Origin of the sequence: Bradyrhizobium sp. SZCCHNS2022 (assembly GCF_032377575.1) — a bacterium.
Lineage (GTDB): Bacteria > Pseudomonadota > Alphaproteobacteria > Rhizobiales > Xanthobacteraceae > Bradyrhizobium > Bradyrhizobium aeschynomenes.
The window spans coordinates 7,367,467-7,384,699 of the sequence record NZ_JAUHHZ010000001.1; the positions used below are offsets into that span (position 1 = coordinate 7,367,467).

11 protein-coding genes are annotated in these 17,233 nt (G+C 64.4%); 5 read left to right on the top strand and 6 right to left on the bottom strand.

Translation table 11 applies throughout. The features are described from left to right. The first annotated feature begins 13 nt into the window (after positions 1 to 13). Entirely contained in the window at positions 14 to 1,825 is a 1,812-nt protein-coding gene (locus QXZ94_RS32885) for a glycoside hydrolase family 15 protein (protein WP_315725472.1), read from the top strand. 25 nt (positions 1,826 to 1,850) lie between these two features. Here the strand turns inward: QXZ94_RS32885 and QXZ94_RS32890 are convergent, their stop codons facing one another. The 5 genes from QXZ94_RS32890 to QXZ94_RS32910 are packed head-to-tail and all read right to left on the bottom strand — an operon-like array spanning position 1,851 to position 9,376. After that, on the bottom strand, positions 1,851 to 2,663 hold the full coding sequence (locus tag QXZ94_RS32890) for an HAD family hydrolase (protein WP_315725474.1): 813 nt from the start codon (positions 2,661 to 2,663) through the stop codon (positions 1,851 to 1,853). An 18-nt stretch (positions 2,664 to 2,681) separates the two neighbouring features. After that, a complete protein-coding gene (gene pgl, locus QXZ94_RS32895; RefSeq protein ID WP_315725476.1) occupies positions 2,682 to 3,950 on the bottom strand; it encodes a 6-phosphogluconolactonase in 1,269 nt (422 codons plus the stop codon). A gap of 3 nt (positions 3,951 to 3,953) precedes the next feature. Next, complete coding sequence (gene zwf / locus QXZ94_RS32900; RefSeq protein WP_315725478.1) at positions 3,954 to 5,471, bottom strand: glucose-6-phosphate dehydrogenase; 1,518 nt, start codon at positions 5,469 to 5,471, stop codon at positions 3,954 to 3,956. Further along, the gene (gene gnd, locus QXZ94_RS32905; protein ID WP_315725480.1) at positions 5,468 to 6,517 is read right to left on the bottom strand and encodes a phosphogluconate dehydrogenase (NAD(+)-dependent, decarboxylating); all 1,050 of its coding nucleotides are present in this window, start codon (positions 6,515 to 6,517) and stop codon (positions 5,468 to 5,470) included. The genes zwf and gnd overlap by 4 nt, the downstream gene beginning before the upstream one ends. Positions 6,518 to 6,529: 12 nt before the next feature. Continuing rightward, entirely contained in the window at positions 6,530 to 9,376 is a 2,847-nt protein-coding gene (locus tag QXZ94_RS32910; protein WP_315725482.1) for a bifunctional transaldolase/phosoglucose isomerase, read from the bottom strand. A gap of 986 nt (positions 9,377 to 10,362) precedes the next feature. Here QXZ94_RS32910 and QXZ94_RS32915 point away from each other — a divergent pair. The 3 genes from QXZ94_RS32915 (at position 10,363) to QXZ94_RS32925 (ending at position 15,343) form a co-directional block, all read left to right on the top strand. Then, the gene (locus tag QXZ94_RS32915; protein ID WP_172111194.1) at positions 10,363 to 12,306 is read left to right on the top strand and encodes a PrkA family serine protein kinase; all 1,944 of its coding nucleotides are present in this window, start codon (positions 10,363 to 10,365) and stop codon (positions 12,304 to 12,306) included. 224 nt (positions 12,307 to 12,530) lie between these two features. Further along, positions 12,531 to 13,808 carry a YeaH/YhbH family protein gene (locus QXZ94_RS32920; RefSeq protein WP_315725485.1) on the top strand — a complete coding sequence of 426 codons (1,278 nt, stop codon included), beginning with the start codon at positions 12,531 to 12,533 and terminating at the stop codon, positions 13,806 to 13,808. Next, positions 13,805 to 15,343, top strand: a complete 1,539-nt coding sequence (locus QXZ94_RS32925) for a SpoVR family protein (RefSeq protein WP_172111191.1) — start codon at positions 13,805 to 13,807, stop codon at positions 15,341 to 15,343. Before QXZ94_RS32920 ends, QXZ94_RS32925 begins: the two co-directional genes overlap by 4 nt. Positions 15,344 to 15,368: 25 nt before the next feature. Here QXZ94_RS32925 and QXZ94_RS32930 read toward each other — a convergent pair whose 3' ends face one another. Continuing rightward, the gene (locus QXZ94_RS32930) at positions 15,369 to 15,779 is read right to left on the bottom strand and encodes a VOC family protein (protein ID WP_315725488.1); all 411 of its coding nucleotides are present in this window, start codon (positions 15,777 to 15,779) and stop codon (positions 15,369 to 15,371) included. Positions 15,780 to 15,926: 147 nt separating this feature from the next. Here QXZ94_RS32930 and QXZ94_RS32935 point away from each other — a divergent pair, with 147 nt between their 5' ends. Beyond that, positions 15,927 to 17,198 (top strand): TMEM143 family protein, encoded by a 1,272-nt coding sequence (locus QXZ94_RS32935; RefSeq protein WP_315725490.1) that lies wholly within the window; start codon positions 15,927 to 15,929, stop codon positions 17,196 to 17,198. Positions 17,199 to 17,233 lie beyond the last annotated feature (35 nt).

Here is a 17,233-nt window from a genome sequence, read left to right on the forward strand (position 1 = left end):
ACGCGGATGCCGGATGTCTTGCAGGATCGAAGATTATGCGCTGATCGGTGATTGCGAGACGGCGGCGCTGGTGAGCCGCAACGGATCGATCGACTGGCTGTGCTGGCCGGCGTTCGATTCCGACGCCTGCTTCGCGGCGCTGCTCGGCGATCACAACCATGGCCGCTGGCTCATCGCGCCCCAGGGCAAAGTGACCGCCAGCTCGCGCCGCTATCGTGGCGACAGCCTGATCCTGGAGACCCGGTTCGAGACCGCGGCAGGCACGGTCGAGCTGGTCGATTTCATGCCGCCGCGTGGCAGCGCTTCCGACATCGTCCGGCTGGTTCGCGGCATCAGCGGCAAGGTGGCCCTGCGGATGGACCTGATCATCCGCTTCGGCTTCGGCGTCGAGATCCCCTGGGTGAGGCGGTCGGAGGACCGCACCGCGCTGCTCGCCGTGTGCGGCCCTGACATGACGGTGCTGCACACGCCGGTCGAGACGCGCGGCGAGAACATGACGACGGTGGCGGAGTTCGAGGTCGCGGCCGGCGAGACCGTGCCGTTCGTTCTGACCTATGGTCCATCGCATCTGGCGCCTCCGAAAGCGATCGATCCGGAGCAGGCGCTCCGCGACACCGAAGCGTTCTGGCAGGACTGGTCGCACCGCTGCACCTATCGGGGAGACCATCGTGATCTCGTGATGCGTTCGCTCATCACGCTGAAGGCGCTGACCTACGGCCCGACCGGCGGCATCGTCGCGGCCCCCACCACATCGCTGCCGGAGAAGCTCGGCGGCTGGCGCAATTGGGACTATCGCTTCTGCTGGCTGCGCGACGCGACCTTCACGCTGCTGGCGCTGATGAACTCCGGCTACACCGAAGAGGCGCTGGCCTGGCACAATTGGCTGCTGCGGGCAGCGGCCGGCGCGCCGGCACATATGCAGATCATGTACGGCATCATGGGGCAGCGCCGGTTGACCGAGTGGGAAGCGGAATGGCTTCCGGGGTACGAAGGCGCCCAGCCGGTCCGGATCGGCAACGCAGCCCATGCGCAGCTTCAGCTCGACGTCTATGGCGAGCTGATCGACGCCTTTCACCAGGCACGCATGAGCAGGCTCAAGCTCGATGACGGCACCTGGGGCCTCGAATGCGCGGTGCTCGATCATCTCACCGACGTCTGGGACCAGCCCGACCATGGCATCTGGGAGCGTCGCGGCGACGGCCGTCACTACGTGTTCTCCAAGGTCATGACCTGGGTTGCGTTCGACCGCGCCATCAAGAGCGCCGAGCGCTTCCATCTGAAGGGGCCGCTCGAGCGCTGGCGACGTCTGCGCGAGACCATTCATCGCGACGTCTGCGAGAAGGGCTTCGATTCGGGGCTCGGCAGTTTCGTCGAATCCTACGGGTCTCGGCTGCTCGATGCCAGCCTGCTGCTGCTGCCGGCCGTCGGCTTCCTGCCGTGCTCCGATGCGCGGATTCGCGGCACCATCGCGGCGGTCGAGCGGCACCTGCTCCGCGATGGTTTCGTGCTGCGCCATGATCCGCGCGAGATGTCGTCGGAGGAGCAGCAGCCGATCGAAGGCGCCTTCCTGGCCTGCACGCTGTGGTTGGCCGATGCGCACGTGCTGACCGGCGAACTCGCGAAGGCCGAGATCCTGTTCCAGCGCGTGGTCGACATCGCCAATGACGTCGGACTGATTGCCGAGGAATATGACATCGAAGCGCGCCGGCAGACCGGCAATTTTCCTCAGGCATTGACACATATTGCGCTGATCAACACGGCGCAGAATCTCAGCGGTGCCAAGCGGGCGAGCGACAAGCCGGCCAAGCAGCGGTCGGAGTCATGAGCCCGGAGCCCGATTTCCGGGGCAGCTAACCTTGCGCGTTCTCGGCCAGGATCATCTCCATGGCGTTGGCGAAGCCTTCGTCCTGATTCGACGTGGTGATGCGCCTGGCTTTGCTCTTGACGTCGTCACTGGCATTGCCCATGGCGATCGAGAGGCCGCTGACATCGAACATCGCGACGTCGTTATGCATGTCGCCGATGGTCGCGACCTGGTCGAGCGGGATGCCGAGGTGCTGCGCCATCGCCGTGACGAACGTTCCCTTGTTGCGGCCGGGCGGGGTGATGTCGAGATAATAGCTCTGCGAGCGGACGGCAGTCGCCTCCGTCCCCAGCAGCTCGCGCATCTCGCTCTCGCAGCGGGCCAGCAGCTCGAAATCGCGGCTGGCGCCGACGATCTTGCAGGCGCTGGAGAGATAGGGAGTGAAATCATCGATGATGGTCGGGTCGGCGCGGATCGCGCGCTGCTCGTTGGGCACGTAGTCGCCGTCCGGATTGCGCGTCAGCCACGCATCGCTCGTGAACACCCAGATGTCGATGGCGCGCTGGTGCAGAAGATCGATGCAGCGCTCGGCGGCCCCGGCCGGAATGAGGCTCTGCTCCAGCGGCTGCATGTCGGGACCGATGATCGAGCTGCCGTTGAACGGGCCGACCGGCAGGTCGATCTGCAATGGCGCGATCAGGAATCCCATGCCGATCGCCGGCCGGCTGGATGTGATGGTGAAGGCGATGCCCGCCTCGCGGAGCTGGCGCGCCGCCTTTGCAGCCCGCTCGGTCAGCACCTTGTCCTTGGTCAGGAGCGTGCCGTCGACATCGGACACGACGAGAGCAATGTGGGTCATGAGACCTTCCAATCGCAGTCAGGCGCGGCCCTGACCGATGCGCAGTCGTTGCAGGATGCCGTCCACGATCGCCTCCACTGGGGCATCGACTGATACCGTGACGGGATGTTCGTCACCCCCCGGCGGCTCCAGCGTGGCGAACTGGCTGTCGAGCAGGCCGGTCGGCATGAAGTGACCCTTGCGGTGACGCATCCGGTCGGCGATCAGGTTCTGGCTGCCCTCGAGATAGACGATGCGGACGTCGTCCCGATTGCCGGCCAGGATATCGCGATAAACCTTCTTGAGGGCCGAGCACGCGATGATGATGCGTTCGCCGTTCGCGCGGCATCGTGCAATCTCATCGGCGATTGCCTGAAGCCACGGCCAGCGATCCTCGTCGGTGAGCGGGTGGCCCGCACTCATCTTGGCGACGTTGGCCGGCGGATGGAAGCTGTCACCGTCCTCGAAGCGCCACCCGAGGCGCTGCGCCAGAGCTTCGCCGATCGTGCTCTTGCCCGAGCCGGCCACGCCCATGATGATGAGCGCCTGCGGCAGCTCCGGCGGCGATCGATCCAATGAGGTCTCCGGCCACGCCGCGGCGTCGATCAGAAATGTCGTGTGATGGTCCGAGCGGGCGCGATGGGCGGGCAGGTTCTCGCCCGCCAGCACCCGCGTCAAGATCGCGCGCTTGTCCGGACCGGCCACTTCGAACAGCAAGGTTCGGCAGGAGCCGAGGGCAGGCAGGGTCAGACTGACCCTGGAAACGAACGGCGCTACGTTGGCCTTGTCGACGCCGACGACCCAGCGATCACTGACATTGACGGCCGGGAAGCCTGGAAACAGCGAGGCGACGTGGCCATCGGGGCCGATGCCGAGCAGCACCAGATCGAACAGCGGCCGTGCCGCATCGAGCTTGTCGGCGCCGTAGAACGCCATCAGCTCGCGCTCATAGGCATGCGCTGCAGCCTCGGGCGTGGCCGTGTCGGTCGGGATCGGATGAATGTTCGCTGGTGGTGCGCAGGCATCGAGGAACGCGTGGCGAGCCATCGTCATGTTGTGCAGCGGGTCGCCGGGGGGAACGAAGCGTTCGTCGCCGATGAACCAGTGCACGCGCGGCCATGGGATGCGCGCGCGGCAGGCGTCCGTCGCCAGCAGCTCGTAGAGCTGCTTCGGGCTGGACCCGCCGGCCAGGCAGACCGCGATCCGGCCGGGGTTGAGCGCGATCTGTGCGATGAGGCGATCGGCTGCCGCCTGCGCCATCGCCGCCTTGTCGGCGACGCGGACCAACGCGGGAGAGGCGGTCGCCATGGTTCAGGCCAGCTTTCGCCAGCTGCGGCCATCGCGCGCGAGCAGATCGGCGGCCGCCGTGGGGCCTTCGCTGCCGGCTTCATACGAATGCAGGCCGTCGCGGCCGGCCTTCTTCCAGGCCTCGATGAACGGCTCCACCGCCTTCCACCCGGCCTCGACGCTGTCGGCACGCTGGAACAGGATGTTGTCGCCGATCATGCAGTCATAGATCAGAGTCTCGTAGCCGGTGGCCGGCTCGGCCTGGAAATAGTCCTTGTAGTTGAACTTCATCTGCACACCGTCGGTACGGATGGTCGGCCCTGGAATCTTGGTGTTGAACTGCAATGTGATGCTCTGGGTCGGCTCGATGCCGATCACGAGATAGTTCTCCGCCAGCGTATCGATCGGCGTGCAGCTGAACATCGCGAACGGCGCCTGGCGGAACTTGATCGCGACCTCGGTGCGCTTGGCGCCGAGGGCCTTGCCGGTGCGGAGGTAGAACGGCACGCCGGCCCAGCGCCAATTGTCGATGGTGAGCTTCAGCGCCGCATAGGTTTCGGTGGGGCTATCGGGCCGAACATCCTTGGTCTTGCGGTAGTCGGACAGCTCGGTGCCGCCGATCTGGCCCGCCTTGTATTGGCCGCGGACGGAATTCAGCAGCGCTTCCTGTTCGGTGAGCGGCTGGATGGCCGAGAGCACCTCTGCCTTTTCGGAGCGGACGGTATGCGCATCGAAACGCGCAGGCGGCTCCATCGCCACCAGCGACAGCAGCTGAAACAGATGGTTCGGCACCATGTCGCGCAGCGCACCGGTCGCGTCATAGAAGCTGCCGCGCGTTCCCACCCCGAGCTTCTCCTCGACCGTGATCTGGACATGGTCGATGTGATGCCTGTTCCAGATCGGCTCGAACATGCCGTTCGCGAAGCGCAGCACCAGGATGTTCTGCACCGTCTCTTTGCCGAGGTAGTGATCGATGCGGTAGATCTGGTGCTCGGTCACGAGCTCCAGCAACTGGTCGTTCAGCTTCTTGGCCGAAGCGAGATCGGTGCCGAATGGCTTTTCGACTACGAGCCGGCGCCACGCCTTGCCGTCCTCCTTCAGCAACCCGACGCGTCCGAGCTGCTGGGCGATCGGCGCAAAGGCACTCGGCGGCGTCGCCAGATAGAACAGCCGGTTGCCATGCGTCTCACGCGCAGCCTCGAGCTTCTCGAGCCGCGCCTTCAGCTGATCGAAGCTGTCCGGCTCCTTCGGATCGGCCTCGACCGCGGTCACGCAGTGCAGCAGGCGCTGGGCGATCTCGTCCTCGACGGGGCGGGTCGCGTATTTGCGCAAGCCTTCCATCAGATTGTCGCGCAGCTGCTCGCTCGACATGCCCTTGCGCGCGATGCCGACGATGCAGAACCGATCCGGCAGCAGATGATTGGCGGCGAGATTGTAGAGCGACGGCAGGACGAGGCGGTGCGTGAGATCGCCGGTCACTCCGAAGATGACGAAGGCGCAGGCGTCGGGCTTCTGATGTTGCGGCTGGCGGGGATGTGTCACGCGCGGTCGGCCCTATTGTTATCCTTGGGCTTGACGATCTCGGGCGCGCTCTGGCGCGCGGGATCAGGATGCTGCTCCGGCTCCTTGTGGCCGCCGAAGCCCTCGCGCATGGCCGACAGGATCTTTTCCGCGAAAGTGTGCTCCTGGCGCGAGCGGAAGCGCGCAAACAAAGCGGCCGTCAGCACTTCCGCCGGCACGGCCTCATCGATCGCGGCATTGATGGTCCAGCGGCCCTCGCCGGAATCCTCGACATAGCCGGAGTACTTCTCGAGTGCCGGCTGACGCGCCAGTGCGCTCGCGGTGAGGTCGAGCAGCCAGGACGGAATGACGCTGCCCCGGCGCCAGACCTCGGCGATGTCGGCGAGATCGAAATCGAACCGGTGCGCTTCTGGCAGCACCTCGCTGTTGGCATTGCGCAGGATGTCGAAGCCTTCGGCGTAGGCCTGCATCAGACCATACTCGATGCCGTTGTGGATCATCTTGACGAAATGTCCGGCGCCGGTGGGGCCGGCGTGGATGTAGCCCTGCTCGACGCGCGGGTCGCGGCTATCACGACCCGGCGTGCGCGGAATATCGCCGATCCCCGGTGCGAGCGTCGCGAAGATCGGATCAAGCCGGTCTACGACGGCCTTGTCGCCTCCGATCATCATGCAGTAGCCGCGGTCGAGGCCCCAGACGCCGCCGGAGGTGCCGACATCGACATAGTGCAGCCCGCGCTCTCGGAGTGCCTTGCCGCGGCGGACGTCGTCCTGCCAAAAACTGTTGCCACCATCGATGATGACGTCATCAGCCGACATCAGCTTGGTCAGTTGTTCAACGGTGGCTTCCGTAATCTTGCCGGCCGGCAGCATGATCCAGGCGTGCCGCGGCGTGGCAAGCTTGCTGACGAACTCCTCCAGGCTCGCGGCGCCGGTCGCGCCTTCCGAGACAAGGGCCGCGACGGCCTTCGTGTCGCGATCATAGACGACGCAGGAATGTCCCGCGCGCATCAGGCGGCGCACGATGTTGCCGCCCATCCGCCCGAGACCGATCATTCCCAATTGCATGACGAGCCCTTCCTAGCTCAGCGCTTCGGTGAGCGCGCCGTCGAGCATCTTCAGGCCCGATTTCAGGTTGCCCTTGAGATGAACCCGCAGCGCCCGCCGGCCGCGCTCGGTGAGCACGTCGAAATCGCCGCGCGCCTGCGCCGCCTTGATGACTCCGAAGCTGGCCTTCTGACCGGGTATCGTCAGGTCCTGCCCCTCGTCGGCGGTGATCTGGAGAAACACACCGCTGTCCGGCCCGCCTTTGTAGGCTTGGCCGGTCGAATGCAGAAAGCGCGGGCCGAACTCGGCACATGTCGCGAGATGCTTGGTGTCTCGCAGCTTCACGCGCATCCGCTGCAGCGCCTCGGTGTTCGCGCCATTGTGCTCGATGTAGCCGAGCAGCGCGATGTAGTCGCCGTCGCCGGCGCGGCGGAGATGCGCCTTCAGCCAGGAGGCGAGGGTGCCGTCGGCGCCATGCTCGCGCAGGCTCTCGGCATTGTGCGCGTCGGTGTAGAGCTCGCAGCCCTTGATGGCGACGACGGGCTCTTCCGCGGGAAGCGCGCCGCTCTGCTCGAACGCGGCCGTCAGCTCCCGGGTCTTGATCTTGGCGGATTCGACGTCAGGCTGGTCGAACGGGTTGATGCCCAGCACGGCGCCGGCCACGGCAGTGGCGATCTCGAAGCGGAAGAACTCCTGCCCGAGCTGGTCGATCGATCCCATCACGATGCGCACGACGGGATGACCGGCGTCCTCCAGAGCGGCGAGCTTCGTCGCGTGACCGGGATCATCATCGCCCTCGACCTTGATGTCGATGAAGAAGCGGTCGTTGCCATAGACCTCGGGCGAGGCGATCGGCTCGCCGTCGATCGGGATCAGGCCCTTGCCTTCCTTGCCGGTGGACTCCGCGATCAGCTGCTCGGCCCAGGCGCCGAAATCGGCGACCTTGGGTGAGGCGAAAATGGTCACCTTGTCACGGCCATCGAGACCGGCGAGACCCATGGCGAGCCCGAGCTGCACGCCCGGATTCTGCAACGGCGGCACGTCGGGGCCGCAGGACCGCACCATCGACAGCGCCTGCGTGACCAGCTTGCGCACATCGATGCCGGCGGTTGCGGCCGGCACCAGGCCGAAGGGCGACAGCACCGAGTAGCGGCCGCCGATGCTCGGCTCGCCGTGGAAGATGCGCGCAAATCCCTGCGCCTTGGCCGCCTTCTCCAGCGACGAGCCGGGATCGGTGACGGCAATGAACCGATGGCCGGCCTTCTTGGCCCCGATCGCCTCGCTCACGCGGGCGAAGAAATAGTCCTTCATCGCGTTCGGCTCGGTGGTGCCGCCCGATTTCGAGGAGACGATGAACACCGTGTTCGCAACGTCGATCTTCTTCTCCATCGCGCGCACCTGGGCCGGGTCCGTGGAGTCGAGCACGTGCAGCCGGGGGAAGCCGGCCTTGCGCGGGAAGGTCTTGGCGAGCACCTCCGGACCGAGGCTGGAGCCGCCCATGCCGAGCACGACGGCGTCTGAGAATTTCTGTCCCTTCACGCGCTGGGCGTAGTCCTCGTAGTCGGCAAGGTCGGCCTTCTCGGCGCTGGTCAGCCAGCCCAGCCATTTGTGCTCGTCGCGGCCGGTCCAGACGCTTGCATCCTTGTGCCAGAGGCGGCGGATCTTGGCGGCCTTGCGCCAATCCTCGGTAGCGGCCTGCACTTTCTTCTCGAGGTCAGCAGCAACCACGATCGACTGCTGCCCAAGTCCGGCGCCCAAAACCACCGCGCGCTTATGTGCGACCGCGCCATACAGCTTGTCGGCGGCATCGGCGAACTGCTTGACGCCATCGACCACGAGGTCGGCGGTGATCTCGTCGAGCGAGATGCCGGTTTTCGCCAGCTCCTCGAGCGCCGCGTTCGCGGCGTCGACGTTCTCCTCCAGGCTGTCGCGCACCTCGCCGTGGTCGCGGAATGCGTCCAGCGTCGCTGGCGGCACGGTGTTGACGGTGTTGGGGCCGATCAACTCCTCGACATAGAGGACGTCCCTGTAATCCTTGTTCTTGGTGCCGGTGGAGGCCCACAGCAGGCGCTGCGGTTTGGCGCCCTTGGCCGCCAACCGCTCCCAGCGCTCGCCCGAGAACAGCCGCTTGTAATCCTGATAGGCCATCTTGGCGTTGGCGATGGCGATCTTGCCCTTCAGCGCGGCCAGCCGCTCCTTCTCGGTGGGGTCGTTCGCCTGGGCAATCTTCTCGTCGAGCTGCTTGTCGACGACGCTGTCGATGCGGCTGACGAAGAACGAGGCGACGCTCGCGACATGCGAGGGATCGCCGCCGTGGGCGACGTGAGCCTCCAAGCCGGCGAGATAGGCTTCGGCAACCTGCCGATAGACGTTTTGCGAGAACAGCAGCGTGATGTTGACGCTGATTCCCCTGGAGATCAGGTGCTGGATGGCCGGAAGGCAGGCGTCCGTCGCCGGCACTTTGATCATCAGATTTTCGCGGTCGACCGCCTTCCAGAGCTGCTCGGCTTCGGCAATCGTCCCCTCGGCGTCCATCGCCAGATAGGGCGAGACTTCGAGGCTGACGAATCCGTCATTGCCGTCGAAACTGTCATAAACCGGCCGGAGCACGTCGGCGGCGTTCTGGATGTCCTCGACCGCCACGGCTTCGAACAACTGCGTCGGTGAGCGGTCGCCGCCCTTCAACGCTTTGGCGATGGGCGTGTCATATTCGTCCGAACTGCCGATCGCCTTCTCGAAGATGGCGGGATTGGAGGTGACGCCCTTGACGCCGTCCTCCTCGATCAGCCGCTTCAGGTCACCCTTGGCGACGAAGCCGCGAGCGAGGAAGTCGAGCCAGACCGCCTGGCCATGTCGTTCGAGTTTCTTGACCGGATTCATGATGCCTATCTATGTGCTCTGGCTTGCTTTTTTGGGTTCCGGGCAGAACCGGCCCGGCCCCGGACGAAACTATGCGTCAGCCGTTCGGATAACGCCATTCATATTGGATTGATCCTCGTTGAATCCCAAGCGCTTCCTGCGGGCTTCCAAAGCCTTCCAGCGCGCCCGATCCCGTGCGAGCGCAGTCGAAGATTGCCCCGGCGGCAGCGCGGCGATGTCTTGGCTGAGACGGCTCCTGACTGGCCGGGCGATCGTGTCACGTGATTCGAACGGCTGGCGCCGTCGTCATCGGACAGGGCGCCGCCGAACGACGCTCATCCGTTCCATTTCGCTCAAATGAGAGATGATCGCACCATGGCTCCACTCGCCGATGCCCGCGCGAGCAGAGGCCGTCAATATGCGCGCGAATATGTTGGGCGGATGAAGGGGCGCGTCCTTGCAGAGCGAAAAGCAGCGCACATCTGTCTCAGTGAGATGCCTTCATCCTTGCCGGATAGCAGCGAGTGCGCGCTTAGATCACAGCATGACCACGCTGCTGGCCCTCCTTGCGAATGTCTCCGGTCGCATGTGACGCGCACACCACGCCACAATCGTTCCGGCGCGCGGTCGTTGCGGAGGAGAGCTTCGTTCATTTGTGGTTCACCTGCGTCGCCGACACTGCTTCGGGCGTGTCGGAGCTCCGCTTCACGTGGCTTCACAACAGCTTGTGCGGCGCAGGGAGACTACGGTGCCGGGGTATTGCGGATGTTGCGAAGCAGAGACAATGGGGTACAAATGAAGGGAGTCAGCCTGCTTTTGCCGAACTATTGAGCGAAGTGCATGTTGATAGGGCATATGCTGCATGCGCTTTGCGTTGCGAAAGAGGACCAAGAGGGTGCCCAATGGGGGCTAGCGCGCTTCACTCTGAATCGGTTCGAGATCAGTAGGAACGTACTTTGATCTCGGCCCGTTGCAGCGGTGCGGCGGAACCTACGTGGAGAGGGATCATGTACAACGATTCGTTGTTCAACGCGTTCGCGAGGTCGTTCGAGGCACGCAGCCAGACCGACATGTCGATGCAGGAATATCTTGAATCGTGTCGAACCGACCCGATGCGATACGCGAACGCCGCTGAGCGACTACTAGCTGCGATCGGTGAGCCTCAGATGATAGACACGGCCAAGGACCCACGCCTTGGCCGTATTTTTTTGAACCGGACGGTTCGCCTGTATCCGGCCTTTGCCGGCTTCTACGGCATGGAAGATACGATCGAGCGCATCGTCGGCTTCTTCCGCCATGCCGCGCAGGGGCTCGAAGAGCGCAAGCAGATCCTCTATCTGCTCGGACCCGTCGGCGGCGGCAAGTCGTCGCTCGCCGAGCGACTGAAGCAGTTGATGGAAACGCATCCGATCTACGTGCTCAAAGCCGGCGATGAGCTGAGCCCCGTGTTCGAATCGCCGCTCAGCCTGTTCGATCCCGACACGCTCGGTCCGATGCTCGAGGAGAAATACGGCATTCCCCGCCGCCGTCTGTCCGGCCTGATGAGCCCGTGGTGCTACAAGCGGCTGGAAGCCTTCGGCGGCGACATCTCGCAATTCCGCGTCGCCAAGATCCAGCCGTCGCGGCTGCGCCAGATCGGCATCGCCAAGACCGAGCCGGGTGACGAGAACAACCAGGACATCTCCTCGCTGGTCGGCAAGGTCGACATCCGCAAGCTCGAGACCTACGCGCAGAACGATCCGGATGCGTACAGCTATTCGGGCGGCCTCAACCGCGCCAACCAGGGCATTCTCGAATTCGTCGAAATGTTCAAGGCGCCGATCAAGATGCTGCACCCGCTGCTGACGGCGACGCAGGAAGGCAACTATATCGGCACCGAGAACATCGGTGCGATTCCCTATAATGGCGTGATCCTCGCCCACTCCAACGAGGCGGAGTGGCAGAGCTTCAAGACCAACAAGAACAACGAGGCCTTCATCGACCGCATCTGCGTCATCAAGGTGCCGTACTGCCTGCGCGTCACCGAGGAGCGAAAGATCTACGAGAAACTGATCCAGGGCTCCGAGCTCGCCACCGCCCCCTGCGCGCCGGCGACGCTGGAGACATTGGCTCGTTTCTCGGTCATGTCGCGGCTCCGCAAGCACGAAAACTCGACGCTCTATGCCAAGATGCGGATCTATGACGGCGAGAGCCTGAAGGAGTCCGATCCGAAGGCCCGCAGCGTCCAGGAATATCGCGATGCCGCCGGCGTCGACGAGGGCATGGACGGCATCTCGACCCGCTTTGCGTTCAAGGTGCTGGCCGCGACCTACAACCACGACACGTCGGAAGTCTCCGCCGACGCGGTTCACCTGATGTACGTGCTGGAGCAGTCGATCAAGCGCGAGCAGCTGCCGGAGGAGGTCGAGAAGCGCTATCTCGAGTTCATCAAGGCCGACCTCGCGCCGCGCTATGCCGAGTTCATCGGCCACGAGATCCAGAAGGCCTATCTGGAATCCTACTCCGATTATGGCCAGAACCTGTTCGATCGCTACGTCGACTATGCCGACGCCTGGATCGAGGATCAGGACTTCAAGGATCCCGATACGGGACAGCTGCTCAATCGCGAGCTGTTGAACCAGGAGCTGACCAAGATCGAGAAGCCGGCAGGGATCGCCAACCCGAAGGACTTCCGCAACGAGGTTGTCAAGTTCTCGCTGCGGTCCCGGGCCCAGAACGGCGGAAAAAATCCATCCTGGACCTCCTACGAAAAGATCCGCGAAGTGATCGAAAAGAGGATATTCTCGCAAGTCGAGGATCTGCTTCCGGTCATCTCGTTCGGCAGCAAGAAGGACGGCGAGACCGAGAAGAAGCACGACGACTTCGTCGCGCGCATGGTCGAACGCGGCTACACCGAGCGGCAGGTCCGCCGGCTGGTCGAATGGTACATGCGCGTGAAGCAGGCGGGTTGATCGTGGTCCGGCGCCGGTGTTCACTGCATGAGCTGCAGGCCATCGGACGAGCGCCGGCGCCCGGACTGCGGTCGATGCGGAACGGTCGGCGCTGAGCTGCAAGGCGAAGCGTCGAGCAGGCGGATGATGCTGATGCGGTGCCGGATCCGACACCGTATTGCGCATCGCGGCGGGGGAGAGCAGGAGTCGAAGCCGCTGCAGCAGGAGGCGTATGGAACGTGGTCATGCACATCATTGATCGGCGCCTGAATCCGGGCGGCAAAAGTCTGGAAAACCGCCAGCGATTTTTGCGCCGCGCCAAGGCCCTGGTTCAGGGAGCGGTCAAGAAGACCTCGCAGGACCGCGACATCAAGGACGTGCTGGAGGGCGGCGAGGTCTCGATCCCGCTCGACGGCATGGACGAGCCGCGCCTTCGCCGCGAGGGCGGCACCCGCGACATGGTGTTGCCGGGCAACAAGAAGTTCGTCGAGGGCGACATCCTGCCGCGCTCCGGTGACGGCAGCGGCCGCAAGTCGGGGCCGGGGCAGGGCGACAGCGAGGATGCGTTCCGCTTCGTGCTCAGCAAGGAAGAATTCGTCAACCTGTTTCTCGACGATCTCGAGCTGCCCGATCTCGCCAAGCGAAAGTTTGCCGAGGCCGAGAGCGAAGGGCTGGTGCGCGCGGGCTATTCGACATCGGGCTCACCGGCCAACATTTCGATCAGCCGTACGGTGACCCGCGCGCTCGCCCGCCGCGTCGCGCTGCGCCGGCCGCGGCCCGAGGCGATTGCCGAGCTCGAAGCCCAGATGGAGCAGGAGACCGACGAGGAGAAGAAGGCCGCGCTCGCGGCCGAGCTCGAAGCGTTGAAGGCGAAGGCCAAGCGCATTCCCTTCATCGATCCGATCGACATTCGCTATCGCCGCTTCGAGGCGGTGCCGAAGCCGATTGCGCAGGCGGTGATGTTCTGCCTGATGGACGTCTCCGGCTCGATGTCCGAGCACATGAAGGACCTCGCCAAGCGGTTCTACATGCTGCTCTACGTCTTCCTGACGCGGCGCTACCGCCATGTCGAGATCGTGTTCATCCGTCACACCGACCGCGCCGAGGAGGTCGATGAGCAGACCTTCTTCTACGGCCCGGCGTCCGGAGGCACCCTGGTGTCGAGCGCCCTGCAATGCATGCACGACATCGTCCGCTCGCGCTTCCGCCCGTCGGACTGGAACATCTATGCGGCGCAGGCCTCGGACGGCGACAACGCAACCTCGGATTCGGAGAACGTCGCGCGGCTCTTGACCGACAACATCCTGCCGGTCTCGCAGTTCTTCGCCTATCTCGAAGTCGGCGAATCCGGAACCTATTCGTTCGAGATGCCCGATTCGGCGCTGTGGTCGCTCTATGAGCGGCTGCGCGCCAATGGCGAGCCGTTGTCGATGCGCAAGGTGCGCGATCGCAGCGAGATCTTCCCGGTCTTTCACGATCTGTTTCAGCGTCGCGGCACGACGCAGGAGAGGGCCGCGTCATGAGTGGGCTTCTGTTCGAAGGCGCAGACTGGAACTTTCTCACTTTGCAGCGCATCCACGATGCCTGCGAGACCGTGGCGCACAAGGAGCTCGGGCTCGACACCTATCCCAACCAGATCGAGGTGATCACCGCCGAGCAGATGCTCGACGCGTATTCCTCGGTCGGCATGCCCCTGTTCTACAAGCACTGGTCGTTCGGCAAGCATTTCGCCTATCACGAGGCCTCGTACCGCAAGGGCCTGATGGGCCTCGCCTATGAGATCGTGATCAACTCCTCGCCGTGCATCTCCTACCTGATGGAGGAGAACACGGCGACGATGCAGACGCTGGTGATCGCGCACGCGGCGTTTGGCCACAACCACTTCTTCAAGAACAACTACCTGTTCAAGCAGTGGACCGATGCCGACGGCATCCTGGACTATCTCGACTTTGCCCGCGGCTACATCGCGCAATGCGAGGATCGGTTCGGCCGGCTGGCGGTCGAGCACACGCTCGATGCCGCGCATGCGCTGATGTCGCACGGCGTCGACCGCTATCCCGGCAAGAAGAAGCTCGACTTCCGCGAGGAGGAGAAGCGCGCCGGCAAGCGCCGGCTCTACGAAGAGGAGCAGTTCAACGATCTCTGGCGCACGGTGCCTACAGGGCCGGCCAAGACCAGCGCGGTGCTGAATGTCGAGCGCCGCCGCGCGCTGCTCGGCCTGCCGCAGGAGAATCTGCTCTATTTCCTGGAGAAATCAGCGCCGCGGCTGGCGCCCTGGCAGCGCGAATTGCTGCGCATCGTCCGCCACATCGCGCAGTATTTCTATCCCCAGGGCCAGACAAAGGTGATGAACGAGGGCACGGCGACCTACGTGCACTACCGTATCATGAGTCGCCTGCACCAGGAGGGGCGTCTCACCGACGGCAATTTCCTGGAATTCCTGCAGTCGCATACCAACGTCGTGTTCCAGCCGGAGTTCGACGATCCGCGCTTCTCCGGCTTCAATCCTTACGCGCTCGGCTTTGCGATCATGCAGGACATCGAGCGCATCGTGAAGGACCCGACCGAAGAGGATCGCGAGTGGTTTCCGGACATCGCCGGCACTGGCGACGAGATGGCGGTGCTGCGTGACGTCTGGGCCAATTATCGCGACGAAAGCTTCATCAGCCAGTTCCTGAGCCCGGCGCTGATCCGGCAGCTTCGGCTGTTCCATCTGCATGACGATCCGGCCGAGCGCGCCGGCATCCTGGTCGACGCCATCCATGATGAGCGCGGCTATCGCCGCATTCGCCGCGAACTGTCGAAGCAATATGACGTCGGCTACATCGATCCCAACATCGAGGTGGTCGACGTCGACCTCGCGGGCGACCGCCGCCTGATGCTGCGGCATACGGTGGTGAAGGGCGCGCAGCTCAGCGAGACCGACACCAAGCGCGTGCTGCAGCATCTCGCCGATCTCTGGAGCTATGACGTGTCGCTGGTCGAGGTCGACGCCGCCACCGACAAGGTGCTGAAGGAGTATGTGCTCAATCCCCGGATACAACCGGCGGCCGCGTAGCGCGGCCGCCATGCCCTGAGCGACGTCAGATTTCCGCGAAGATCTCCAGCAGGTTGCCGTCGGGATCCCTGAAGAACAGCGTCCGATGGCCGAAGGGCTGGTCCCTCGGCGGCTCGAGGAGCGCGACGCCCTTCGCGGTCAACTCGGCCGCGCAGCGGTCGACGTCGTCGCGTCCGACCTTGAAGGCGAGCTGAAGCGCCGCGCTTCCCGGCGGGGTCGGCTGGTCCGATCTCAGCCGCTGCGGCCGAGCGAGCGCGAGCGTGTTGGAGCCGACCTGGAATTCGATCCACCCCTGCGACAGTTCCCGGAGCAGCGGGAAGCCCAGGACCTCCTGGTAGAACTGCCGCATGACGTCCCAGTCGCGGGCGAGGATCACCGTGTAGTCGATGGCGCGAATGGCGCGAAATGCTGACGCCGTCTTTACATCATTGGTCATGATCTCTCCCTCCCGGCCGGCCCCAGCGAGCTTTTCCATCCCGCGTCGAGTGGCGCAAGGCTGATGAGCCCGCTATTGTGCCCGCCATGGGCCGGGTGGTTGCAGCCGGCCGTTGCGGACGATGATCAAGGCTCGGGCATAAGGCGCGTGGTTGGAGCAAAGGAGACGGCGGCAACGGATCGGCGGGACCGGTTCATTCCGATACGCAAGTCCGACGTCCTGGACGCCGTCATTTCGCATGGCGGCCTGGATGAGGCCCAGGCGGCCGACCTGCGCCATTTGGCGCACATGCTCGGCGCCATCCTGCACCACGAATATTTCGACGAGCTCGATCGGCTGCGCGACGTCTATTTCGACTTCGATCCCGAGGTCCCCGCCAGCCGCCATCGCACCGCCCAGGAGCTCGACACCGCCTATTGCAACCTCACCGACGAATTCGTCCGGGTGCTGGGCGAAGCCAATTTCATCGAGATCAGCCACGATGAGATCGAGCGCGCCTTCGCCGAGCACGCGCTTGTCAGGGTCAAGCTGAGGGCGCCGGTCTCCGACTTTCGCGCCGTCCGCATGTTCCGGCGGGGCACGCATCAAGAGACCATCGAGGTGCCCATGCTCTATGGCCTGCGGCGGCGCAAGCAGGACATCGAGGTCTATGACGACATCATCCTGATGGTCGCGACCCGGCCCGACGAGCCCACGAAGAAGAAGCGCAAGACCGCCGCCTGGCGCGGCCGCAACAAGATCCGCGGCGGGGCGGTGCTGTTCAAATATTTCCGCCACATCGCGCGCTTCGATCTCGAAGCGCTGCTGCCGAACGTCCGCGTCGTCATGGGCCTGCGCGAGCAGCTCACGCTCGGGGTGCCGGCGCTGGTCGGCGGCGTGCCGATCCTGCTCAAGCTGGCATCGACGCTTACGGTGCTGTTCATCGTCGCCGGCTTCTATCTCGGCCTCAGCGGCACCGTGCACGACAACGACACCGAGCAGGCGCTGGCGGCATTGTCCGGCCTGTTCGCGCTCGGCGCCTTCATCCTGCGGCAATGGGGCAATTTCCACCGCCAGTCGCTGATTCATCAGAAGCAGGTCACGGACAACATCTACTTCCGCAACGTCAACAACAATTCCGGCATCTTCAACTACCTGATCGGCGAGGCCGAGGACCAGGACTGGAAGGAGGCCGTGCTGGCCTATGGCGGGCTGCTGCTGGCATCGGTGCCGCTCAGCCGGGCGGCACTGGGGAGCCATGTCGAGGAATTATTGCAGCAGATGTTCGGACTGGGGCGGGCGTTCAATATCGATGAGGCGTTGATCAGGCTGCGCGAGTTCGGGCTCGTGAGTGGTGATGACGAGTCGCTGTCGGCGCTGCCGCTGCCGGAAGCGATCGCGCAGCTCGACCGCGTGTGGGCGAATGCGCTGCGGGCGTAGTCTCGCTCATCATGCGCAGCCTGCTGGTGAAGAAC